Genomic DNA, 21,383 nt, shown 5'->3' with positions numbered 1-21,383 from the left:
GCCCCGCCGAGCAGGCGAGGCGGGAATTCTCGAATAAAGATGGACTCCGTCGCCCTAAAGTAAAGGGGGAGGAATCGATAGCGCGCGCGCCTTGCCAGAGTGGGTGCGCGCTGTCAAAGCGCGGCGAAGATATGGATACGCTTTCGTGACTTCGCACCGCTTCTCGGCCCAGGGCCCGCTGACCGGACGCATTCGCGTGCCGGGCGACAAATCCATCAGCCATCGTTCGCTGATGTTCGGCGCGCTGGCCGTGGGCCGCAGCCGCATCTCGGGCCTGCTCGAAGGCGAGGATGTGCTGGCCACCGCCGCTGCCCTGCGCGCGATGGGCGCCGTGATCGAGAAGGATGGCGACGACTGGATCGTGGACGGTGTCGGGGTCGGAACGCTGCTCCAGCCCGGACAGGCGCTGGACATGGGAAATTCCGGCACGTCGACGCGGCTCCTCATGGGCCTTGTCGCCAGCCATGGCATAACCACCAGTTTCGTTGGAGACGAGAGCCTGTCGAAACGCCCGATGGGCCGGGTGATCGATCCGCTGTCGATGATGGGTGCCGGCTTCACCCCCTCCCCCGGCGGCCGCCTGCCGCTGATGATGGAAGGGATGCAGCCTGCCGTGCCGATCACCTATCGCCTGCCCGTGGCCAGCGCCCAGGTGAAGAGCGCGGTCCTGCTTGCCGGCCTCAACACGCCGGGCACTACCACTGTCATCGAACCCGTACCCACCCGCGATCACACCGAAAGGATGCTGCGCGGCTTTGGCGTCGATGTGCAAGTCGAAGAGCGCGATGGCGAGCGCGTCATCAGCATAACCGGTCCGTGCGATCTCACCCCCTGCGATATCACCGTGCCGGGCGACCCTTCCTCGGCGGCGTTCTTCGCCGTTGCGGCCAGTATCGTGCCGGGCAGCGATCTCATCATCGAGAATGTCGGCCTCAATCCCACCCGGAACGGTATCTTCGAGGTACTCGGCCAGATGGGTGCCAGTATCGAGTACCTAGACGCGCGCGAAGTTGGCGGTGAGCCGGTGGCCGATCTGCGCGTGCGCCACGCACCGCTCAAGGGTGTGGAAGTTGATCCCGCAATCGCTCCGCGCATGATCGACGAATTTCCCGTCCTGTTCGTGGCGGCAGCTGTGGCGGACGGCACCACGGTCACCAGCGGGCTTGAGGAATTGCGCGTCAAGGAAAGCGATCGCCTCGCGGCCATGGCGGCAAGCCTTTCGCTGGTGGGCGCGGATATAGAGGAACGGGAAGACGGCCTCGTCATTCACGGATCCGGCGGGACCGCCCTGCCTGGCGGCGGCCCGGTTGCCACCCATCTCGATCACCGTATTGCCATGAGCATGGCGATCGCGGGCCATGCGAGCCGGGACGGCGTCGAAATCGACAGCGCGGAACCGATCGCCACCAGCTTCCCTAATTTCAACGAACTTCTGAAAGACGCGACCTCGTGATCAATCTGGACTGGGCCAGTCTCGTCGGCTTCGTCGGCACCGCCTGCATCATCGGCGCCTATGCCTATCTCACGTTCAAGGATGAACCCAATCCCTTCATCCTCCACGGCACGAACCTTTCCGGGGCAGCTCTGCTGACGGTATCGCTGATCGTCCATACGAACTGGCCCAGCCTGGTGCTGGAAGGTTTCTGGGCCGCCATAGCCATCTTCGGAATTGCAAAAGCCGTTCGCACCGGGCGCAAGGGACAGGAGCGCGAAGCATGATCATCGCCGTCGATGGCCCCACTGCTTCCGGCAAGGGCACTATTGCCAAGGCGCTGGCCGCCCATTTCGGGCTGCCACATCTGGACACCGGCCTGCTCTACCGCGCGGTCGGGCGGCAGGTCTTTCTCGACGGGGGCGATCCCGATGACGCGGGCGATGCGCTGGCCGCGGTCAGCTTTCCCGACAGTCTGCTAGGCGATCCCCATCTCAGGAATGAAGAAACCGGCGGACTTGCAAGCCGGGTTTCGATCCACCCGCCCGTCCGCCAGGCGCTGTATGATCGCCAGCGCAGTTTCGCGACGCAGGCTGGTGGTGCCGTGCTGGACGGGCGCGATATCGGTACGGTCATCGCGCCCGAGGCACAGGCCAAGCTGTTCGTCACCGCCAGCGTCGAGGCGCGGGCCCGGCGGCGCTTTCTGGAAATGCGGGAGCGAGGCGTGGAGGTCACGCTGGCCGCAATCGAGGATGATCTCCAGCGCCGTGACGAACGTGACCGCAATCGGGATGTGGCCCCGCTGGTCCCTGCGCCCGATGCGATGGTGATCGACACCAGTGCGCTGGGCAAGGAAGAGGCTATCGCCGCCGCGATCCACGCGGTGGAAAGCGCTGCCGCCTCCACCTAGCGAAACTTTCCGGAACATGCATTGCAGCGATAGGTTTTCTTCCCTGGGGCAGCTGGGGCTGTGCCTTAAATGGGAAAGGGAAAACCAATGAGATTTCTATCGATCGTAGCCCTTGCGGGTGCACTTGCAGCGTGTGGTTCGAACCCGTCGGACGAAGCGGAAACGACACCTGAAGAACGGGGCCAGATGACCGAGGAGGCCACTCTCGACGATAAGGCCCTCGCCGCCCTCCAGCAGTGCGAGCAGGTCGAGCCGACCTGCGGCCAGGACGGTGAAAGCTACCTCGTCTTCCCCGATGTCACGTCCGTTGCGCTGGGTGTGGGCGGCGAAGGCGGCGAAGGCGCGCTGATCCGCAACGGCCAGGTCGTCGATTACTACAATATGGGTGAAGCCAGCATTGGCCTTCAGGCCGGTATTTCGGCAGCGTCATACGTCTTCAAGATGCCGAACCAGGAAGCACTGGCCGAATTCGAAGATGACGGCGAATGGAGCATCGGTGCCGAAAGCGCGCTGGTTATCGCCAATGCCGACGCCAATGCAGCGACCGAGACCGCTGGCGACCAGACGGTCCTCTACGTGTTCAACGCAGAAGGCCTGATGGCCGATGTCAGCGTGGACGCCATGCGCATCTGGAAGGACGAGAATTCGGCTTCGGATGAGAACATGGAAACCGGTATGACGGCCAATACCGACAGCTGATCATCAGATCGTTACCGTGAGACGAGACCGGGGGCCAGGCCGCTCCCCGGTCTTTTCTTTTGATGGTCGCCCCTTTCCCCTTTCCTACTTTGGGGCATGTGTGCAAGCCGAGGTCCCATGCTCGCCCCAGCCCCTCTCAAACCCGCGAAAATCCTGGGCATTTCGACACCCTGGGGGGGGGGCGGATTTTTCTGCTCTGGACCGTGCTCCATGTGCTCCATCCTGTAGGATTCGCCCCGGCAATTCCCTTGCTTTTCGGCCGACTTTGGACTAGGCGCGCGGCCGTTCTCGCAAAACCGATCGGATTCGCAGGAACCTTCGCGCTGGCACCCGGCCTCGCGGAGATCACGGCCCTCTTGCCCCGTTAGCCACCGCGATGGTGCGGCGGAGACGGGTAAAGACCCCGGACAACCGGTGGCCGGTAGCAAACGTAAGTTAGGACTACACAACACATGGCAACATCAGCCAATCCGAGCCGCGACGATTTCGCGGCAATGCTCGACGAGCAGCTCGGCGGCGCAGATGACGGCGGCTTCGAAGGCCGCGTCGTCAAAGGCACCGTCACTTCCATCGAAAATGGCATGGCCCACATCGATGTCGGCCTGAAGAGCGAAGGCCGCGTCGACCTCAAGGAATTCATGCGCGGCGAAGACGAGCACGGCCTCGAAGTCGGTTCGGAAGTCGAAGTGTTCGTCGACCGCATCGAAAACGCCGACGGCGAAGCCATGCTGTCGCGCGACCGCGCCCGCCGCGAAGCCGCCTGGGACAAGCTTGAAAGCGAGTTCGGCGAAGGCAAGCGCGTCGAAGGCCGCATCTTCGGCCGCGTCAAGGGCGGCTTCACCGTCGACCTCGACGGCGCCGTGGCCTTCCTACCCGGTTCGCAGGTCGACATCCGCCCCGTGCGCGATGTCGCTCCGCTGATGGACATGGCCCAGCCCTTCCAGATCCTCAAGATGGACCGCCGCCGCGGTAACATCGTCGTTTCGCGCCGTGCGGTTCTCGAAGAGACCCGTGCAGAACAGCGCAGCGAACTGATCGACAAGCTGGCCGAAGGTCAGGTCATCGACGGCGTGGTCAAGAACATCACCGATTACGGCGCCTTCGTCGATCTCGGCGGTATCGACGGCCTGCTGCATGTCACCGACATGAGCTACAAGCGCGTCAACCACCCCAGCGAGATGATCGAAATCGGCCAGACCGTGACCGTCCAGATCATCCGCATCAACGAAGACACCCAGCGCATCAGCCTCGGCATGAAGCAGCTGGAATCGGATCCGTGGGATGGCGTTGCTGCCAAGTATCCGGTCGGTATGAAGATGACGGGCACCGTCACCAACATCACCGAATACGGCGCATTCGTCGAAATCGAGCCGGGCATCGAAGGCCTGGTCCACGTTTCGGAAATGAGCTGGACCAAAAAGAACGTCCACCCCGGCAAGATCGTCTCGACCTCGCAGGAAGTCGAAGTCATGGTCCTCGAAGTGGACAGCGAAAAGCGCCGCATTTCGCTCGGCCTCAAGCAGGCTCAGCGCAATCCGTGGGAAGAATTCGCCGAAGCGCACCCCGTTGGCGCCAAGGTCACCGGCGAAGTCAAGAACGCCACCGAATTCGGTCTGTTCATCGGCCTTCCGGGCGACGTCGACGGCATGGTTCACATGTCCGACATCGCATGGGGCATCTCGGGTGAAGACGCCCTTGCCCTGCACCGCAAGGGTGAAGAAGTCGAAGCCGTGGTTCTCGACGTCGATATCGACAAGGAACGCATCAGCCTCGGCATGAAGCAGCTTGAAAAGGGTGCTCCGAGCGAAGCCGGTGCTTCGAGCGACGTTCGCAAGAACCAGGTTGTCACCGTCACCGTTCTCGAAGTCCGCGATGGCGGCCTCGAAGTTCAGGTCGGCGAAGATGGCGCGACCGGCTTCATCAAGCGTTCGGATCTCGGCCGTGACCGTGACGAGCAGCGTTCGGATCGTTTCCAGCCCGGCGCCAAGGTCGATGCCATGGTCACCGGTTTCGATCGTTCGAAGAAGCCTACCTTCTCGATCAAGGCGCGTCAGATCGCTGAAGAGAAGGAAGCGGTTGCACAGTTCGGTTCGTCCGATTCGGGCGCATCGCTCGGCGACATCCTCGGCGAAGCGCTGAAGAAGAAGGAAGACTAAGCTCTTCCCCTTCCCTTCTGGGAAACAGGCGGGGCCCGCTTGCTCATCTGAGCAGGCGGGCCTTTCCTATTCCGTGAAGGATGCCTAGCTTCGGTCCTCAAGCCTTGATGCGATAGGACGGCCGACACCCATGCTCGAAATCCACCAGTTCCCCTGCCTGTCCGATAATTACGGATATCTGCTGCACGATCCCGACAGCGAAGAGACCGCCGCCATCGACACCCCGGATGGTGCCGAGTACCTCCGGCAAGCCAAGGCTAAAGGATGGACCATCAGCCATATTTGGAACACGCACTGGCATCCCGATCATGCAGGCGGGAACAAAGCCATAGTCGAGGCGACGGGGGCCAAGGTAATCGCACCGCAGGAGGTCGAAAAGCTCTCGCCCATCGACACTCTGGTCAGCCATGGGGACGTCGTAAAGCTCGGCCGGCACGACGCCCGTGTGATCGATGTATCGGGTCACACAAACGGCCACGTCGCTTTCCATTTGCCCGCAGACGACATTGCCTTTGTCGGCGACAGCGTATTCGCGCTGGGCTGCGGCAGGATGTTCGAAGGAGAGCCGACGCAGTTCTGGGACAGCCTCGATCGCATCAGGCAGCTTCCACCTGAGACGACCCTATATTGCGCACACGAGTACACCCAAGCGAACGCGAAGTTCGCGCTGCATGCGGATCCAGAGAATCCAGAACTCGCCGCTTACGCACGTGAGGTCGATGCAAAGCGTGCTCGCGGAGAACCCACAGTCCCGACCAGCTTGGAGCGAGAATTGAAGACCAATCCCTTCCTGCGCGCCGACAGCCCTGAGATGCAGGCGCGCTGGGGCGGAGAAAAGCCAGCAGAGACCTTTGCTGCACTACGAGCGGCAAAAGATAGTTTCTGAAAAGCGCTTCGTCATAGGCACAAAAAAGGGCGACCTTCAGGCCGCCCTCTTCATTCCGTTACAGGAAGAGCTCAGATACCCGCAATGACGGTGTCAGTAAGCGCCTTGTCGGCCTCCGCATCGTGCTTCTCGGCGATCAACTTGCGGCTCGCGCCGGTTGCGGCAGAAACGGCACGATTACGCACGTCCTGAACCGCTTCACGCTCGGCCGCTGCGATCTTGTCTTCCGCCATGCGCTTACGGCGTTCGACCATGTCCTTGGTATCGGCTTCGGCCTTTTCAAGAAGACTGTCAGCCTCAGCCTGCGCCTTCACGAGCATGGCTTCAGCATCCTTCTCGGCGCTCGCAATCTTGTCGGCATATTCCTTGCGCAAGGCCTCAGCTTCAGCGCGAAGCTCTTTCGCTTCTTCAAGCTGTTCCTTGATCGCAGCGATCTTGCTGTCCAGACCGCCCGCAATGCCCTTGTGGGCCTTGCCGATGAACAGGGCGATCGCAAACAGCACCAGCATCGACACCGAGACGACCTGAAAGGGCGCAAGACCCCACAATTCCGGCTCGGCATGGACACCGGCACCACCGTGACCAGCCTCGGTGAAGACTTCGGGCGAATCCGTCGCAAAGACTTCGGGCGCCTGGGCCGTCGTGGAATTAGCCATGTGCCATCTGCTCCTTCACCGCCTTGGTTGCGACAGGCTTGGTCACCTTGACGCCCGCAAGCGTCTTGACGATGTCCTGAGCCGCTTCGACCGCCACTGCCTCGACCTCGGTCAGCGCTGCTGTGCGAGCTTCGGCAATCCGAGCCTCGGCTTCTGCCAGCTTCTTGTCGAGGCGCGTCTGAGCAGCCTTGAGTTTGGTTGCGGATTTGGCTGCCGCGTCGTCCTTCGCCTTGGCGACGATGGCCTGCGCGGCGGCACGATTTTCGTTTTCCTTCACCCGCCAGGCTTCTTCCTGCTCGTCGGCAGCATCGCGCGCAGCCTTAGCAGCGGCGAGGTCGGCGGCAATCTGGCCGTCACGCTGGGCAACGGTGTCCATCACCTTGGGCACCATGCCCTTGCCGATGACGAAAAAAGTGACGCCGAAAAAGACCAGCAGCCAGAAAACCTGACTGGACCATGTTTCGGCAAGCTGTGCTATCTGGGGCATTGCAGCTCTCGAAAAGCGGGTGACAGAATATGCAAGGCCGGTCGGGCAAACCCGACCGGCTCAAAACGTGATTTCGCGCTGTTAGGCGACGAAGATCAGGATCATGGCAACGACGAACGACAGCAGGCCGAGAAGTTCGGCAGCGGCGAAGCCGATGAACAGACGTCCCTGCTGACCGTCAGCAGCGCCCGGGTTGCGGAGCGCGCCTTCGAGATACTTGGCGAAGACGTTGCCGACACCGAGCGACGCAAGGCCTGCACCGATTGCAGCAAGACCAGCACCGAGCAGCTTTGCAGCTTCTACTTCCATGATAAACTCCTTTGGAAAAACGTGTATAGTTAAAGACTTAGTGAAGATTCTCGGCGTCGTTGATGTACAGCGACGTCAAAAGAGCGAAAACATAGGCCTGGATGCCTGCAACGAGCAGTTCCAGCGCGCAGATGCCGATCATCAGCAGGAAGGCAGGCAATCCGACGACAAGGCCGAAGGTTGCGCCGGCATTCGTTCCGTCGATGACAAAGCTCGACAGGACTTCGAGCAACACGTGACCAGCCATCATTGCCACGAAAAGACGCAGGCCGAGGCTGAAAGGGCGAACCATGAAGGAAATGAATTCGATCGGCGCGAGGATGGGGATCATCGGCAACGGCGTACCCTCGGGCACGAACAGTGAGAAGAAATGCAACCCATGCTTGTAAAAGCCCACGAGCAGCACGATCGAGAAGCTGATGATCGCGAGAACGCCAGTCACGGTGAAATGGCTGGTGAAGGTGAACGGATGGACACCGAAAACACCCAGCGGCAGCAGACCGAGAAGGTTGGCGAAAAGGATGAACATGAACAGGCTGAAGACGTAGGGCACATACTTGCGCCCCGCCTTGCCGATGTTCGCTTCGAGCATATTGTCGATGAAGCCGGTGAAGCTTTCCACCATCATTTGCCAACGACCCGGAACGAGTTCGCGCCTCATGCCGCCGATCATGAACGCAAACAACGCCACGGTGGTGATCAGCATCCACATTGCTGAGTTGGTGAAGGCGATATTGTATCCGGCCAGCTCCCAGCCTTCCGAGCCGCCAAGCGGCTGGATGGTGAACTGGTACATCGGATCGACTTTGGCCTGTTCGGCTGCCACGTCTCTCTAGTCCTTAAATCCTGTAACGAAAGCCCCGCCAACCCCGGTGTGGGATTACTTGCCGGGGCCCTGGTTTGCCGCGCGGATAACATTCCTGAAGGCGACGATGATTCCGAGGAACAAGCCGACCAACAGACCCCAAGGGTTGGTATCGGTGAAATAGCCAATGGCATAGCCGATAACCGAACCTCCCAGAAGTCCACCGAGCAAATCGGCCAGTACGCGGTTGCCGCTGCGATAATTCGCATCGGCCCCGGAACCAGTCTTGCGGTTACGCTGCTCTTCGCGCTGCTGGGCGGCACTAAGCCGCTTTTCCAGCGCATCGATCCGCGCATCCTCCTCGATGGATTTCCGTGCGGGCTCGTCGTCGCTCATGCCTTACTCCTTCAAGGGGTTTGCGCGGCACGCGCAGGGACTTGCCCGCCAAGGGCGCGGCCCCCTTAGATGGGGGCTATACCTGAGTCAACACAGGCAGCCCCGCCGAGGCCTCTCGATATAACAAAAAAGCCTCCACCCGGCGCGTCGCCGGGGGAGGCCTTTCAAATTATCGGAGCGCAGATCAGGGGCAGCGCGAATCGCGCATCGGAGCTGCGCTTGTGCGTGTTTGCCAGCTCCCATCCGGCGCCTGATACTTTTCGCCCGGTTTGGTGGCGAGAATGGCCTGGCAGCCAGCCGTAAGGGCATACTCCTCGAGCGTGGCATTAGTCGCCTGGGCACGCTCCGAATAGACTGCGCGGCGTTTGATGTTGATGTCGTTCACAATGCGCCGCAGTTCGACGCTCTCGCTGCCGACTATCCCCAGATAGCCGTCCATCTTCTCGCCGACCTGGCCGGAAGAACGGGCCGCAGCATAGGCAGGATCGCGCTGGGCATAGGCCGGCGCTGCGACACCGCCCAGCGCCACAGCGAAAGCCGATCCCGCAAGTGCGGCCTTGATGACATATCTGTTCATTGCGTTCCCCATCAGAAAATATCTGCATTCTCTTCGATCGTGTTGCCCGCGTCTTCCGCGAGACGATAAATGACCTCCTGGCGGATGTTCACGTTAAGCTCGATCACGATCGGCTCGGTCGGTGCTTCCACAGTGACACAGCCCCCCAGAACAAGTGAACCGATGCTCACCGCCAGAATTCTGTGACCCATGCCTGTTTCTCTTTCCTGCATGGCGAAGCTATTCGCATGCCGGATTGCACCGGTCAATTTTGGTATCCTCATAGCGTTCACTCGCTTTCCTGATCCTGAATGGCGGGAGCTTCGGGCACGATATCCTCCGGATCGACCTCGGACGCGGCTTCTTCGCCCGTTATCGATCGGCGCAGCAGACGCGTCCCGTCATCGCTCAAAAGGCCAAGCTCGCGCGGGTCGCGGACCGACGCAGGATCATACATGGCTTTGACGGAATTGATCAGCTGATAGAACTGTGCGCGAATGTTGATCCGGAACTGAAGCGGTAGCTTGGCGAGTTGTTTCGTGATGAAATTGGTCTTTGCATCTTCGCCCTGGCGCACCCCATCGAAGCGTACCTGCGTCACGATTTCGCCTGTCAGCGGGCCGTTCATCACGACGCGCATCTGAGAATAGTCGAGGCTGCGCAGCGCGTCGAAAGCGAAATTCGCGATTGCCGACAGGTCTTCGTAAGTCAGCTCCCCCACATAGGAGATGTTGCCGCCCGGGTCCCGAGAGACGAGAATGCCCTCTTCGATCCGTCCATTGCCGTCCGCGTCGAAGACTATGGGCAGAGTGCCGTCGAAAATTCCGGTCGCCGAAATGTTGTCCAGCCCCATTTGAGCGATGAACTGGGCCGCATCCAGTCCCACGATCTCGAACACATAGCGTCGCTCCTCGCTGATGCCGAGATTGAGATCGACGTCCCGCAAGATGAGCGTTCCACCCATGAAGGGCCACTGTCCGCCCTGGACGGCGAGCAGTTCACCGCGCTCAAGCCTGAACTGCACCTCCCCGTCCGTCACCTCGATGCCTGGATTTACCGAAGCCACGCGGATCGTCTGGCCCGGCGCAGTGGTCAGGCCGAGGAGATCCGTGAAGACCACGGTTCCGCTGGCGCCTTTGACAGGTCCGAATGCCGCGGCGAAATCGAGATCGTCGGATGAGAAGCTGCCCGTACTCTTAACTTCCCCGCCGGAGGTCCATCGAATACGGCCCGTGCCATCGATGACGCCTAGTGCGTTGGCAACAACTCCTCGCGCCAGCTTGCTGATATCTTCCGGCTGAAGCTGGTCGTCGAATTGCAGCCCGGCCACTCGCAAATCCGCCTGGCCGTCGCCAGTGCCGAGATTGTGCCTGATATCGGCAGTGGTCACGATGCGGTCCGATTGCGGGTTTCTAAGTTCAGCCACCGCATCGATAATATTGTCGACCAGCGTCAGCGATGCGCCGCGGGCCACAAGTGGCTCGAAGCGTGCCGGGCTTTGCCGGTCCACCAGCCGGAAGGACGCGTCCGCGATGGAAACCCGCCCATCGGTATAGTCCCAGGAACCGGCAGTCTCTTTCAAATTCATGGGTACTGAGGAAAGGGCAATTTCCGCACCGGCGAAGGTGCCTGCAATGTTCTCGCCGATCCGGGCATCGATATCCGAGACGGCGAATCTGCTCGCAGTCGCGACTGGACCAAGGGATACATCGACGTTTCGCGCTTTCAGCACACCGGGGTAAGCAAAGCCGACAGGTCCGCTCGACAGCCTGATGGGCGTCGTCCCCAGCGAACCGGCCAGATCCAGAGAAGGTGCACCCGCCGCAAACTGGATTCCCCCGGCACCATATTGCAGCATTGGCGTGCCGGGCGGCGGGCAGAGCGTCATGCCGGGCCCCGCGATATTCAGCTGCGCAAACCGAAGACGGCGGAAGGACACTTTGGTGCAATCGCGCCATAGCGTGAAGTATGAATCAGGTGTCCATCGACCGTCGATCGGAAGTGCAAGCCGGTCGACAGCCCCGCCCGGCAGCTTGCCGGTCGCTTCAACATTCCCGGAAAAGACTAGCGCGCCGCTTTCTCCCCGCGTCAGGGAAAGCCTCGGGATTGCGAGGCTTGATCCACCAGCTTCATATTGCGCCATGCTGAGCGAAAACAGCGCATCTCCCCTACCGGATCGCTCCATCCGCCCCCTGATCCGCGGCAATGCCGGCCCACCGGTCGAGATGTTTCCCGACAGTCGCGTCGGTCGCCCCTGAGCTGCAGAATATTCGAGGCGAGACAACGAAACCAGGCGCGTGCCGCCGCCCCCGCGCAATTCCCCTTGCGGGACAGAGAGCACAACCCCGCGCTTATCCGAGCGCAGCCTCAGTCCCAACTCGATCGCGCTGCCACGGGTCTGAGCCTGAAGCGCTGCGCTGACGCGCCTGACGATTGGCTCGAGCAGAGTACCGCCCCCGAAGGTGGCAAGTTGGGAAAACGCCCCGTCAAGTTCGCGACCCAGCCGCAGGCCATTACCTTCGACGTCCCCTTCGATATCGAGCATTTCGAAATTCTGGCGAGCCAGCACCCTCCCCTCCGCCGTGAGGAGAGCCGCTATCGCTTGAGGGGTTTCGACCCCTCTGGAAGCTAAAGAATACCGAGCCGTGATATCCTCACCCCGCATTTGAGCCCGAACCGTGCCAGCAATCGATTGGGCACTGTATTGTCCGGATTGCGTGAGGTCGGAGGCAATCCGAGCTTCCACGGCGGGATCCGCCAGCGTGTCGTTGGTAGTCAGCTTAACTTCCGCAACCAGATTGGCTGCTAAGACTTCAGCCTTTTTACAGGCCAGACTGGTCATCCGCAGAGGACCACGAAAAGTCGGTTTACCGGAAGCGGTCGTCAGCTTTCCATAAAGTGTGACACCATCTCCCCGGCAATCGGACACGGATAGGTCTGGCGCGGCGGCAGCCAATGTACCTGCAAAACCATCCGCGACGTTTCCGGAACCTGCCAACTTGATCCCCACAGGCCCGAATTGAGATTCGATAAGACCGCGTCCGTCGCGAATGGCCAAATCGATATCCGGAAGTCCCGGGTCTTTTTGGCTCTCGCCGAAAAGCAATGTGTCCAGCGCACCGAAACTCAGCGTGCCATCCACAAATCGGCCGTAAAGACGTGGCTCAACCAGCGTGATTTTATCTATTACCGGCAACCCCAAACGGTGGCGTAGCTGCACAATTACGCGCGTCGCGGTAAAATCGGGCGAGCCTGGATCACCAATCACGAGATCGGAGATGATCTGGTTGCGGCCGCCGATCCGATCGATCGTATATGTCGCTGGCAAATCGTTGGATTCCAGCTGATCCGCAATAAAGTCGTCGGCTATGGCAATGCGATTCGACCACGCCAGAATCGCCGTCACCACGAGCGCCGCAAGAACGAGCGCGGGCACGAACCAGCGCTTTTTGCGCCAGCGCGGCCTTTGACTTACGAATTGACCCTCAGAGCCGTCCATTAGAGCGAGCACTTGCGCGCTTTATTCCGCGGAGGCAATGCAAGATATTCAAAGGACTTGTGGAGTAAAGAGTTGCCGGAAGGGGCGAAGAAATCGACCAGCCATTCGGGCGCCGGACATCGCGAACGGCTGCGGCAACGACTTTTGAATGGCGGGGCGGAAGCGCTGGCCGACTATGAACTGCTCGAGTTTCTCTTGTTCGCAGCCATTCGTCAGGGTGATACCAAGCCGGTGGCAAAACGGCTCATCAGTCAATTCGGGTCTTTTTCAGCTGTGCTGAACGCATCTCCAGGCGCGCTTGCCCAGGTGCAAGGAATGGGCGAAGCGAGCGCGGCGTGCCTCCATGCGGTATCTCTGTCGGCTCGCCGGATGGCCCGGGGGACCATACAGCAGAAGCCGGTTCTCGGAAGTTGGCAGGCATTGCTCGATTATCTGTCGATCGACATGGGTGAACTGAAACACGAACGCGTCAGGGTCCTCTATCTCGATACCCGCAATCGGCTGATCGACGATCATCTCGCCTCAGAAGGATCGATCGATGAAGCTGCGATCCATCCGCGCGAAGTCATCCGCCGCGCCTTCGATGTCGGCGCAAGCGCATTGATCCTCGTGCATAATCATCCCAGCGGCGACCCGGAACCGAGCCGCGCAGACATTGAGATCACCAATCGCATCGCCGAAGCTGGTCGATTAGTGAACATTACCGTGCACGACCACGTCATAATCGGACGTGGAAGTCATGTGTCGCTGAGAGCGAAAGGCTTGCTGTCGTAGCCCCGCAAAGATGAAGCTATAAAAGAACAGGCAGCCTTGTCATGGAGCCGCCTCCTCTCTAGCGGGTCGCGACAGATCCCCGCTCTATTTCGGAGTCCGCTATGGTCCCCCGCTACGCCCGCCCTGCCATGACCGCCATCTGGGAGCCGGAGGCGAAATATCGCATCTGGTTTGAGATTGAAGCGCACGCCACTGAAAAGCTCGGCGACTTGGGCGTAGTGCCGAAAAGCGCAGCCAAGGCGCTTTGGGACTGGTGGGAAACCAAACCGAAGATCGACGTCGAAGCGATCGACGCAATCGAAGCTGTAACCAAACACGACGTCATCGCATTCTTGACCTGGGTAGCGGAAAACGTCGGCGACGAAGCGCGGTTCATGCATCAGGGCATGACCAGTTCCGACGTTCTCGACACCACGCTCGCCGTTCAGCTAACTCAATCGACAGATCTATTGCTCGAAGATCTCGATGAGCTGCTCGCTGCCATCGAACGGCGCGCACGTGAGCACAAATACACGCCGACAATCGGTCGCAGCCACGGCATCCACGCTGAACCCGTGACATTCGGTCTCAAACTCGCGCAGGGTTACGCAGAGTTCGATCGCTGCAAGACTCGCTTGCTGGCGGCGCGGGAGGAGATCGCTACCTGCGCGATATCGGGCGCTGTCGGGACATTCGCCAACATCGATCCCAGCGTCGAAGAATATGTTGCCGAAAAGCTCGGCCTCAAAGCGGAACCAGTTTCAACGCAAGTGATCCCACGCGACAGGCATGCCATGTACTTTGCCACTCTCGCAGTCATTGCGGGAAGCATCGAGCGCCTGGCGGTGGAGGTTCGCCACCTTCAGCGTACCGAAGTCCTGGAAGCCGAAGAGTTTTTCTCGAAGGGGCAGAAGGGTTCGAGCGCGATGCCGCACAAACGCAATCCGATCCTTACCGAGAATTTGACGGGTCAGGCTCGGATGATCCGCGCCTATGCACTCCCTGCTCTGGAAAATGTCGCGCTCTGGCACGAACGCGACATCTCGCACTCTTCGGTCGAACGCTTCATCGGTCCGGACGCGACGATCACACTCGATTTTGCGCTCGCACGGCTTACGGGCGTGGTAGACAAACTTCTGATCTATCCCGAGCGGATGCAGGCGAACATGGACCGCATGGGTGGCTTGATTCATTCCCAGCGCGTTCTGCTCGCGCTGACCCAAAATGGCGTCAGCCGTGAGGATGCCTATCGTCTGGTGCAACGCAATGCGATGAAGGTTTGGGAATCCGATGGGAAGCTCATGCTCTTGGACCTTCTGAAAGCCGACGAAGAAGTGAGCGCAGCGCTAACGGAAGAGCAGCTCGAGGAACGCTTCGACCTCGACTATCACTTCAAGCAGGTAGACACGATTTTCGATCGGGTGTTCGGCTAGACGCCGCCGATTTCCGCGCCTAGCATCGCTGGCCAATAAGATCGGGGAGACTTGCGATCATGCAATTTGTACGCACGATACTCTGGGTTCTGCTTCTCGTGGGAATCCTGGCATTTTCATTCGGCAATTGGGATAAACAGATCGATGTGCGGATATGGCCTGGCATCGTCTGGGACACCCGGGTGCCCGCGCTTGTAGTCGTCTCGTTCCTGTTCGGCCTCGTTCCCATGTGGCTTTATCATCGCGGGGTTCACTGGAGACAATCGCGCCGAATTTCTGCCCTAGAAACGGCAACGACAAAGATGACCTCACCCAAAACCGAAGCAAGACCGGCGGCACCGGTCCGGCCAGAAAACTCCGACCGGAATCTCCCGCCCGATCCTGCAAATCCTGTAGAACCTGAACCGACCCCGAAATCATGAGCAACCCCATCTATCTCGCTCTCGATATGCCGCGTCTTCATGATGCGGTTTCACTTGCGGAGAAAGCCAAAGCGCATATCGGCGGGGTGAAGCTCGGGCTGGAATTTTTCAATGCTCATGGGGCTCACGGTGTGCACATGCTCACCCAGCTTGGGCTTCCGATCTTCCTCGACCTCAAGTTGCACGACATCCCGAACACTGTCGCCGGGGCCATGCAAGCCATTCACGTTTTGGAACCATCCATCGTTACCGTCCATGCCTGTGGCGGTGTTGCCATGATGGAAGATGCCAAGGCTGCCGCTGGGGAAAATACGAAGGTCGTTGGCGTCACCATGCTTACCAGCCTTGACGAACGGGACTTGCAAGCGATGGGAGTTCCCGGAACCCCGTATGGCTACGTCATGCGCTTAAGCGAAGCTGCTCACTCAGCGGGCCTGGACGGGGTCGTGTGTTCGGGCCACGAAATCAAGGCAGTGCACGAGCAGTGGAAGGACGGATTCTTCGTTGTGCCCGGCCTGCGCCCCGAAGGAAGTGTCGTCGGGGACCAGAAGCGTGTCGTGACGCCGCGGCAGGCCCGTGATGATGGCGCAAGCGTACTTGTCATCGGGCGTCCGATCAGCCGGGCCGATGACCCTGCCGAAGCCGCTCGCGCGATCGAAGCGACGCTTTGAAGGTTCAACTGTGCAGACCTTGATAAAGATCTGCGGTATTTCGAGCGTTGAAGCGCTCGACGCATGCATCGAGGCGCGCGCGGACTTCTTCGGGATGGTTTTCTTCCCGCCATCCCCTCGTCATGTCGACAGTTATGCAGCGAGCTCTCTGGCGATGCGTGCGGGGTCACGGATCGGCCGGGTCGGTCTGTTCGTTGATGCTGACGATGCAACAATTGCGGATGCGGTAAAGGCCGCTCGGCTTGAAGCAATACAGCTTCACGGATCGGAAAGCCCGGCCCGCGCGGCACAGATCAGAAGACGATTTAATCTGCCTGTCTGGAAAGCGATCTCGGTCGCGAGCGCGGGCGACATCACGGGGGCCGGAACATTTAACGATGCGGCTGACCTCATTCTCTTTGACGCAAAAACACCGAAAGACGCTGCACTTCCCGGCGGCATGGGCTTACGGTTCGATTGGTCCCTGCTTGAAACCTGGCGAGGTCGGCCCGGTTGGGGGTTGGCCGGCGGGCTGACACCGGAAAATGTCGGCCGTGCGCTTTCGGAAACCGGAGCTCCGCTGGTCGACACGTCGAGCGGCGTAGAGACTGGCCCAGGATTGAAGGATCCTTCCCGGATATCTGCGTTCTGCGAAGCGGTGCGCAAAGCTTGACGCTGCCGAATTTCCTGCTATTCGCGCGCCTTCGCTAATTGGCCCCGCACCCCGGTGAAGCGGTGGCCGCGCCGCACTCTTCAATGAGTGTGTCGGTGCGAAACCGGGTTGGATGGCCACCGCCGATTTCATGTCGAGATCGGGGGGATGGCTCAGCAAATTGAAGGAAAGATTTATGTCGAAGCGCAAGAGCGCCAAGTACAAACTCGACCGCCGGATGGGCGAAAACATCTGGGGTCGTCCGAATTCTCCGGTTAACAAGCGTTCGTATGGCCCCGGCCAGCACGGCCAACGCCGCAAGGGCAAGATGTCCGACTTCGGCCTGCAGCTGCGCGCCAAGCAGAAGCTCAAGGGCTACTACGGCGACGTGACCGAAAAGCAGTTCAAGCGCACCTACAAGGAAGCGTCGGCTATGAAAGGCGACACCGGTCAGAACCTGATCGGCCTGCTTGAACAGCGTCTCGACATGGTCGTGTACCGCGCCAAGTTCGCACCGACCATCTTCGCTGCGCGCCAGATCGTGAGCCATGGCCACATCTATCTCAACGGCGTGAAGACCAACATCGCTTCGGCCCGCGTAAAGGTCGGGGATGTTGTCAGCCTCGGCAGCAAGGCGAAGGATATGGCGCTTGTGATCGAAGCACAGAGCCTGCCCGAGCGTGAAATTCCTGACTACGTGGCGCCCGATGGCACGGACAAGGTAACCTTCACTCGCGTGCCGAAGCTCGACGAAGTTCCTTATCCGGTCACCATGGAACCGAACCTCGTGGTCGAGTTCTATTCGCGCTAAGACTGCCGAAAATCGAACATCAGGGGCGGTCCTTCGGGGCCGCCCTTTTTGTTTGGCGCATTATCGAACGGTTCGTCGTATTTTCAGGCACTTGGAGGAAACTCCGCGCCTGTGGCAGCGTTTGTATAACGCTATGACACAGTATCGATTTGTCACTCGTTCCCGAACGGGAAAATGGTACAGTTCGCTCGCCGAGGCCCAGCGCCAGGCCAATCGTATCGGTGCCGGTTTTACCGACGCTGTGGGACAGTTCATTGCCTATCGCGGCACTGTCCTCGAGATGCGGGAACAGGCTTCGGGCTGATCGTCAACGCAGATGGGCGCGTTTCAGGGCGTATAAGACCATGATCGCTATGAGCGCGGTGATAACGATACCCCAGAACCAGTAAGGAAGAAAAAGCGCTCTCTCGATATGACCTGTATCGGAAAGCTGTTGCCGCCCGCCCAGGGTGCCCCCCTCGCTGAAAAGATATCCGAAGTCCCGGTATATTGAAATGCATCCTTGAACACCGAGGAACTGCACCGCCAGACGTTTATGCGATGGGCGGCCTTTAAGCGCGATGATGAGCAGCGCCGCGCCGATCGAAGGCAGGATTACCCATCCAGTTGTCGAGCGGACCCAGATCAAGGTCGATGCTATCAGCGCAGCACCGAGCGCCAAGAGAGCAATCTGGGTTAAGCTCTGCTTGCGCGATGCAAGGATGAGCAGGCAACCAGCGACCGTCGGCCCAAGCAAACCTGCTGCTGCTATGCTCGCCATGGCGACACGCGATTGCTGCTCCGCAGAGTAGTAGAGAGCGTAGCCTGATCCATCGGAAAAGATGACCAGTCGCTCGAACTGGCTGCCGAAGGCCATCGCTGCCAGACCGTGCCCCATTTCGTGGAACCAGGTCGCCAGTATACTGAAGGGATAGAGCAGGTAGGCACCATACGGGGAGTGCCAGAGCAAGATCGTGATTACTCCGATCATGATCAGCAGAGTTACCTCCCGCCGATCGGCCTCGGTCCGAAAGGCTGACCGGCCCCGGCTCATGGCGTAATCTCCTTGCCGTCCCAAGCAAAGCATCGGCCGCTATCTTCATGAGTCAGCTCACCCAGCACACCGAGCAGATAGTGTGCAGCAAGATCCGGCGTGAAGAGCTTGCCTTCAGGCACCCCTCTTTGAAACGGCTCGCTCAGACGGGTATCGACAGTGCCCGGATGCAGACCGACGCAGAACGCCTCGGGCTTTTTGCGTGCCAATTCAATAGATAGCGTGCGAACAAGCATGTTCAGAGCAGCCTTGCTCGCCCTGTAGGAATACCACCCCCCCAGGCCATTATCGGAAATACTTCCAACTCGTGCACTCAATGCAGCAAAACCAGCTCGCCGATCTTCAGCCAGCAAGGGAAGGAAATGCTTGGCCACCAATGCAGGGCCAGTCGCATTGATGGCGAAGTTGCGGGATAATTCATCGCCAGTAATCTGGCGCCAGTCCTTTTCTGGGCCACCGGCTTCGCCATGAAGATAACCAGTCGCGACAAGGACGAGATCCAGCGGTCCGTCTCCAGCAGCTAGTTTTGCAGCATCTGCAATGCTGCTCTCATCGGAAAGGTCCAAATGATTTTGCCCGGCAGAGACCCTGGAAAAGCGGACTACTTCGGTGCCGCAGCCCTCAAGAGCATCAGCAAGCGCCGCGCCAATGCCGCCCGATGCGCCAATCACCGCTGCACGGGTCCAACTCACGCCGACCGATCTCGCAAATAATCGCTTCGAAAATCGCTGGCAAAATCGGCGAAACGTCCTTGCGCGATAGCATCACGCATCGTCTGCATCAGTTGCTGATAGAATGCGATATTATGCTCCGTCATGAGCATCGCACCCAAGATTTCCTGCGATTTGACCAGATGGTGCAAATAGGCGCGGGTATAGGTCGAACAGGTATCACACTTGCATCGGGCATCGAGCGGCTCCTGATCCTCAGCAAACCGCGCATTGCGCAAATTGATGGGGCCATTCCACGTAAATGCTTGCCCATTTCGGCCGGATCGACTGGGCAATACGCAATCGAACATGTCGACACCGCGCTCGACAGCGCCGACCAGATCGTCGGGCTTGCCAACACCCATCAGATAACGGGGGCTTTCATCCGGCAATTGCCCCGGCGCGAAATCGAGCGTGGCGAACATCGCCTCCTGCCCCTCGCCCACGGCAAGGCCGCCGATCGCATAGCCGTCAAATCCGATCTCGCTGAGTTTTTCCGCGCTGATTTTCCTCAATTCCTGATCGAGCGCTCCCTGTTGAATTCCGAACAGGGCCGCGCGCTTTGCATGCTCGACGCCGCTTTCGAAACCTTCGCGGCTACGTTTCGCCCAGCGCATGCTCATTTCCATGCTCGCTGCAATCTCGTCACGAGGGCGGTCTGCCCGCGGGCATTCATCGAAAGCCATGACGATATCGCTTCCGAGCAAACGCTGGATTTCCATACTGCGTTCGGGCGTCAACATATGCTTCGAACCATCGATATGGCTACGAAACTCGACGCCTTTCTCCGTCAGCTTCCGGAGGTCGGACAGGCTCATCACCTGATACCCTCCGCTATCGGTGAGGATCGGGCGATGCCAATTCATGAACTTGTGAAGGCCGCCCAAACGGGCCACCCGTTCAGCTCCGGGGCGAAGCATGAGGTGATAGGTATTGCCCAAAATGATGTCTGCGCCGGTCTTGCGGACAGTCTCAGGTTTCAGGGCCTTGACGGTGGCTGCGGTTCCTACCGGCATGAATGCCGGAGTGCGGATATCACCGCGCATCATCCGGATGGTACCGGTTCGGGACGCACCATCGCGCGCGTGAATGTCGAAAGTAAATCGCTGCATGATCAGAAGCCGTAAACAACGGTAAAACGGGTCGCGGTATCGGTGGACACCGAATTTGCGGGCGGATTGCTGTTGTAATCCAGCGCATAGGATAGGCGTGATCGCAGGTGCGAGCTTATCCGATAGTCGAGACCGGTGACGAGGTTCACGCTGGTATTGTTGCCATCGACAAGTACCTGGACCTCTCCGCCTCCCTCGGCAACCGCATTGGCATCTTGGGTAAACGTCAGCCCATCGACGATTTGCCAGTCGAAATCCGCACCGAACAAGCCTGCTATCCGGCTCGCACTCCCTCCATCCCTGAAGTCAGTCAACCGCCAGGCCGGCCCGGCCTTGATGGAGAGCTTGAGGCCCTCGCGATCGAGAAGTTTGTAACCCAGCCCCCCTGAAACGGCGTAGCGGCCATCAAAACCCTGCAGTCGATCGCCTTCATATTGAGCCAGTCCGTAAATAAACATGTCGTCGCTGAACTGCCATCGCGGTTCATAGGCGGCGAGGAACTGCTCTCTACTGGTGCTGCCATTCTGGCGCTGATAATCCCCGCGAGCGCGCAAGAGGTGGGTCCATTCCAGACCCTTACGTTCGAGCTTGAGAGATGCCGCGATACCGACGCTGTTGGTATTGCCGGAAGAATGGAAACCTCCAAGCTCACCTTCACCGCTCCAGCGATCGAAGATACCCGCCTGACGAATCGCTTCTTCCTTTTGGGCCTGGGCTTCCGCCAGCTTCTTTGCCTGCGAAGCGGACCACGCAGCCTGGATGGCGTCGATTGTCTCGCCTTCATCGGGATTGGTGCTGCGCGCCAGTTCAAGGACGGTCGAAACCTTGTTGGTATCGCCAGTGGCGATCGCCGCGTCGATCATCGCGCGCACGCCCTCGGGCAATTCGGCTGCGGCGGGAGTAGACAGAAATGCAAGCGCTATGGGAAGTGTGAGGAAACGGAGGCGAGGCATGGGCGAGCGAATAGCGAGTGAGCCAGGGAATCGCCAGCCCTTCACGACAAAGGGCGGACCTCG

General features: G+C 59.8%; 25 protein-coding genes. 13 read left to right on the top strand and 12 right to left on the bottom strand.

The window, feature by feature from the left end; genetic code table 11:
* Positions 1 to 145 precede the first annotated feature (145 nt).
* The 6 genes from aroA to gloB all read left to right on the top strand — a co-directional run bounded on the left by aroA (position 146) and on the right by gloB (position 6,083).
* Entirely contained in the window at positions 146 to 1,453 is a 1,308-nt protein-coding gene (gene aroA, locus K3175_RS00255; RefSeq protein WP_221541384.1) for a 3-phosphoshikimate 1-carboxyvinyltransferase, read from the top strand.
* On the top strand, positions 1,450 to 1,719 hold the full coding sequence (locus K3175_RS00250; protein WP_224811757.1) for a CBU_0592 family membrane protein: 270 nt from the start codon (positions 1,450 to 1,452) through the stop codon (positions 1,717 to 1,719). The genes aroA and K3175_RS00250 overlap by 4 nt, the downstream gene beginning before the upstream one ends.
* Positions 1,716 to 2,342, top strand: a complete 627-nt coding sequence (locus K3175_RS00245; RefSeq protein ID WP_221541383.1) for a (d)CMP kinase — start codon at positions 1,716 to 1,718, stop codon at positions 2,340 to 2,342. The genes K3175_RS00250 and K3175_RS00245 overlap by 4 nt, the downstream gene beginning before the upstream one ends.
* Positions 2,343 to 2,429: 87 nt before the next feature.
* The gene (locus tag K3175_RS00240; protein WP_221541382.1) at positions 2,430 to 3,041 is read left to right on the top strand and encodes a YSC84-related protein; all 612 of its coding nucleotides are present in this window, start codon (positions 2,430 to 2,432) and stop codon (positions 3,039 to 3,041) included.
* A 452-nt stretch (positions 3,042 to 3,493) separates the two neighbouring features.
* Positions 3,494 to 5,197, top strand: a complete 1,704-nt coding sequence (rpsA, locus tag K3175_RS00235; protein ID WP_221541381.1) for a 30S ribosomal protein S1 — start codon at positions 3,494 to 3,496, stop codon at positions 5,195 to 5,197.
* Positions 5,198 to 5,327: 130 nt separating this feature from the next.
* On the top strand, positions 5,328 to 6,083 hold the full coding sequence (gene gloB / locus K3175_RS00230; RefSeq protein ID WP_221541380.1) for a hydroxyacylglutathione hydrolase: 756 nt from the start codon (positions 5,328 to 5,330) through the stop codon (positions 6,081 to 6,083).
* 71 nt (positions 6,084 to 6,154) lie between these two features.
* Here gloB and K3175_RS00225 read toward each other — a convergent pair whose 3' ends face one another.
* From K3175_RS00225 to K3175_RS00190, 8 genes are all read right to left on the bottom strand, one after another.
* On the bottom strand, positions 6,155 to 6,739 hold the full coding sequence (locus K3175_RS00225; RefSeq protein ID WP_221541379.1) for a F0F1 ATP synthase subunit B family protein: 585 nt from the start codon (positions 6,737 to 6,739) through the stop codon (positions 6,155 to 6,157).
* Positions 6,732 to 7,226: a F0F1 ATP synthase subunit B family protein gene (locus K3175_RS00220; protein WP_221541378.1), complete on the bottom strand. Its 495-nt coding sequence runs from the start codon at positions 7,224 to 7,226 to the stop codon at positions 6,732 to 6,734. The genes K3175_RS00225 and K3175_RS00220 overlap by 8 nt, the downstream gene beginning before the upstream one ends.
* An 81-nt stretch (positions 7,227 to 7,307) precedes the next feature.
* Positions 7,308 to 7,535 carry a F0F1 ATP synthase subunit C gene (locus tag K3175_RS00215; protein ID WP_221541377.1) on the bottom strand — a complete coding sequence of 76 codons (228 nt, stop codon included), beginning with the start codon at positions 7,533 to 7,535 and terminating at the stop codon, positions 7,308 to 7,310.
* 37 nt (positions 7,536 to 7,572) lie between these two features.
* Complete coding sequence (locus K3175_RS00210) at positions 7,573 to 8,361, bottom strand: F0F1 ATP synthase subunit A (protein ID WP_321207868.1); 789 nt, start codon at positions 8,359 to 8,361, stop codon at positions 7,573 to 7,575.
* Positions 8,362 to 8,415: 54 nt separating this feature from the next.
* Positions 8,416 to 8,736: an AtpZ/AtpI family protein gene (locus tag K3175_RS00205; RefSeq protein ID WP_221541376.1), complete on the bottom strand. Its 321-nt coding sequence runs from the start codon at positions 8,734 to 8,736 to the stop codon at positions 8,416 to 8,418.
* Between the two features lie 184 nt (positions 8,737 to 8,920).
* Positions 8,921 to 9,313: a YdbL family probable chaperone protein gene (locus K3175_RS00200; protein ID WP_221541375.1), complete on the bottom strand. Its 393-nt coding sequence runs from the start codon at positions 9,311 to 9,313 to the stop codon at positions 8,921 to 8,923.
* 11 nt (positions 9,314 to 9,324) lie between these two features.
* The gene (locus K3175_RS00195) at positions 9,325 to 9,561 is read right to left on the bottom strand and encodes a YnbE family lipoprotein (protein WP_247710600.1); all 237 of its coding nucleotides are present in this window, start codon (positions 9,559 to 9,561) and stop codon (positions 9,325 to 9,327) included.
* A gap of 20 nt (positions 9,562 to 9,581) precedes the next feature.
* Positions 9,582 to 12,791, bottom strand: coding sequence for an intermembrane phospholipid transport YdbH family protein (locus K3175_RS00190; RefSeq protein ID WP_221541374.1), 3,210 nt, complete (start codon positions 12,789 to 12,791; stop codon positions 9,582 to 9,584).
* Between the two features lie 57 nt (positions 12,792 to 12,848).
* Here K3175_RS00190 and radC point away from each other — a divergent pair, with 57 nt between their 5' ends.
* The 7 genes from radC to K3175_RS00155 all read left to right on the top strand — a co-directional run bounded on the left by radC (position 12,849) and on the right by K3175_RS00155 (position 17,816).
* Positions 12,849 to 13,565 carry a RadC family protein gene (gene radC, locus K3175_RS00185; protein ID WP_247710599.1) on the top strand — a complete coding sequence of 239 codons (717 nt, stop codon included), beginning with the start codon at positions 12,849 to 12,851 and terminating at the stop codon, positions 13,563 to 13,565.
* A 101-nt stretch (positions 13,566 to 13,666) separates the two neighbouring features.
* The gene (gene purB, locus K3175_RS00180; protein WP_221541373.1) at positions 13,667 to 14,977 is read left to right on the top strand and encodes an adenylosuccinate lyase; all 1,311 of its coding nucleotides are present in this window, start codon (positions 13,667 to 13,669) and stop codon (positions 14,975 to 14,977) included.
* A gap of 59 nt (positions 14,978 to 15,036) precedes the next feature.
* Entirely contained in the window at positions 15,037 to 15,399 is a 363-nt protein-coding gene (locus K3175_RS00175) for a DUF1049 domain-containing protein (RefSeq protein ID WP_221541372.1), read from the top strand.
* Complete coding sequence (gene pyrF, locus K3175_RS00170) at positions 15,396 to 16,070, top strand: orotidine-5'-phosphate decarboxylase (protein WP_221541371.1); 675 nt, start codon at positions 15,396 to 15,398, stop codon at positions 16,068 to 16,070. The genes K3175_RS00175 and pyrF overlap by 4 nt, the downstream gene beginning before the upstream one ends.
* Before the next feature lie 10 nt (positions 16,071 to 16,080).
* Positions 16,081 to 16,722, top strand: coding sequence for a phosphoribosylanthranilate isomerase (locus K3175_RS00165; protein ID WP_345719285.1), 642 nt, complete (start codon positions 16,081 to 16,083; stop codon positions 16,720 to 16,722).
* A gap of 175 nt (positions 16,723 to 16,897) precedes the next feature.
* A complete protein-coding gene (gene rpsD, locus K3175_RS00160) occupies positions 16,898 to 17,512 on the top strand; it encodes a 30S ribosomal protein S4 (protein WP_221541369.1) in 615 nt (204 codons plus the stop codon).
* 133 nt (positions 17,513 to 17,645) lie between these two features.
* Positions 17,646 to 17,816, top strand: a complete 171-nt coding sequence (locus K3175_RS00155) for a hypothetical protein (protein WP_221541368.1) — start codon at positions 17,646 to 17,648, stop codon at positions 17,814 to 17,816.
* Between the two features lie 3 nt (positions 17,817 to 17,819).
* On the opposite strand, the gene K3175_RS00150 is transcribed toward K3175_RS00155, so the two are convergent.
* The 4 genes from K3175_RS00150 to K3175_RS00135 are packed head-to-tail and all read right to left on the bottom strand — an operon-like array spanning position 17,820 to position 21,320.
* Positions 17,820 to 18,545 (bottom strand): M50 family metallopeptidase, encoded by a 726-nt coding sequence (locus K3175_RS00150; protein WP_221541367.1) that lies wholly within the window; start codon positions 18,543 to 18,545, stop codon positions 17,820 to 17,822.
* Entirely contained in the window at positions 18,542 to 19,237 is a 696-nt protein-coding gene (locus tag K3175_RS00145; protein ID WP_221541366.1) for an SDR family NAD(P)-dependent oxidoreductase, read from the bottom strand. Before K3175_RS00145 ends, K3175_RS00150 begins: the two co-directional genes overlap by 4 nt.
* Positions 19,234 to 20,370 (bottom strand): tRNA guanosine(34) transglycosylase Tgt, encoded by a 1,137-nt coding sequence (gene tgt / locus K3175_RS00140; protein ID WP_221542287.1) that lies wholly within the window; start codon positions 20,368 to 20,370, stop codon positions 19,234 to 19,236. Before tgt ends, K3175_RS00145 begins: the two co-directional genes overlap by 4 nt.
* A complete protein-coding gene (locus tag K3175_RS00135; protein ID WP_221541365.1) occupies positions 20,370 to 21,320 on the bottom strand; it encodes a DUF481 domain-containing protein in 951 nt (316 codons plus the stop codon). Before K3175_RS00135 ends, tgt begins: the two co-directional genes overlap by 1 nt.
* Positions 21,321 to 21,383 lie beyond the last annotated feature (63 nt).

This window comes from Qipengyuania aestuarii, assembly GCF_019711535.1.
Classification (GTDB): domain Bacteria; phylum Pseudomonadota; class Alphaproteobacteria; order Sphingomonadales; family Sphingomonadaceae; genus Qipengyuania; species Qipengyuania aestuarii.
This window is presented reverse-complemented; position numbering and strand designations above follow the sequence as displayed.

Excerpts from the sequence above, each read along its gene's own strand:
- rpsD (WP_221541369.1), top strand. The coding sequence starts at position 16,898 with ATGTCGAAGCGCAAGAGCGCCAAGTACAAACTCGACCGCCGGATGGGC.
- K3175_RS00205 (WP_221541376.1), bottom strand. The coding sequence starts at position 8,736 with ATGAGCGACGACGAGCCCGCACGGAAATCCATCGAGGAGGATGCGCGG.
- K3175_RS00190 (WP_221541374.1), bottom strand. The coding sequence starts at position 12,791 with ATGGACGGCTCTGAGGGTCAATTCGTAAGTCAAAGGCCGCGCTGGCGC.
- rpsA (WP_221541381.1), top strand. The coding sequence starts at position 3,494 with ATGGCAACATCAGCCAATCCGAGCCGCGACGATTTCGCGGCAATGCTC.
- K3175_RS00155 (WP_221541368.1), top strand. The coding sequence starts at position 17,646 with ATGACACAGTATCGATTTGTCACTCGTTCCCGAACGGGAAAATGGTAC.
- gloB (WP_221541380.1), top strand. The coding sequence starts at position 5,328 with ATGCTCGAAATCCACCAGTTCCCCTGCCTGTCCGATAATTACGGATAT.
- K3175_RS00245 (WP_221541383.1), top strand. The coding sequence starts at position 1,716 with ATGATCATCGCCGTCGATGGCCCCACTGCTTCCGGCAAGGGCACTATT.
- K3175_RS00215 (WP_221541377.1), bottom strand. The coding sequence starts at position 7,535 with ATGGAAGTAGAAGCTGCAAAGCTGCTCGGTGCTGGTCTTGCTGCAATC.
- K3175_RS00200 (WP_221541375.1), bottom strand. The coding sequence starts at position 9,313 with ATGAACAGATATGTCATCAAGGCCGCACTTGCGGGATCGGCTTTCGCT.
- K3175_RS00220 (WP_221541378.1), bottom strand. The coding sequence starts at position 7,226 with ATGCCCCAGATAGCACAGCTTGCCGAAACATGGTCCAGTCAGGTTTTC.
- purB (WP_221541373.1), top strand. The coding sequence starts at position 13,667 with ATGGTCCCCCGCTACGCCCGCCCTGCCATGACCGCCATCTGGGAGCCG.
- K3175_RS00135 (WP_221541365.1), bottom strand. The coding sequence starts at position 21,320 with ATGCCTCGCCTCCGTTTCCTCACACTTCCCATAGCGCTTGCATTTCTG.
- K3175_RS00240 (WP_221541382.1), top strand. The coding sequence starts at position 2,430 with ATGAGATTTCTATCGATCGTAGCCCTTGCGGGTGCACTTGCAGCGTGT.
- K3175_RS00175 (WP_221541372.1), top strand. The coding sequence starts at position 15,037 with ATGCAATTTGTACGCACGATACTCTGGGTTCTGCTTCTCGTGGGAATC.
- K3175_RS00150 (WP_221541367.1), bottom strand. The coding sequence starts at position 18,545 with ATGAGCCGGGGCCGGTCAGCCTTTCGGACCGAGGCCGATCGGCGGGAG.
- pyrF (WP_221541371.1), top strand. The coding sequence starts at position 15,396 with ATGAGCAACCCCATCTATCTCGCTCTCGATATGCCGCGTCTTCATGAT.
- K3175_RS00225 (WP_221541379.1), bottom strand. The coding sequence starts at position 6,739 with ATGGCTAATTCCACGACGGCCCAGGCGCCCGAAGTCTTTGCGACGGAT.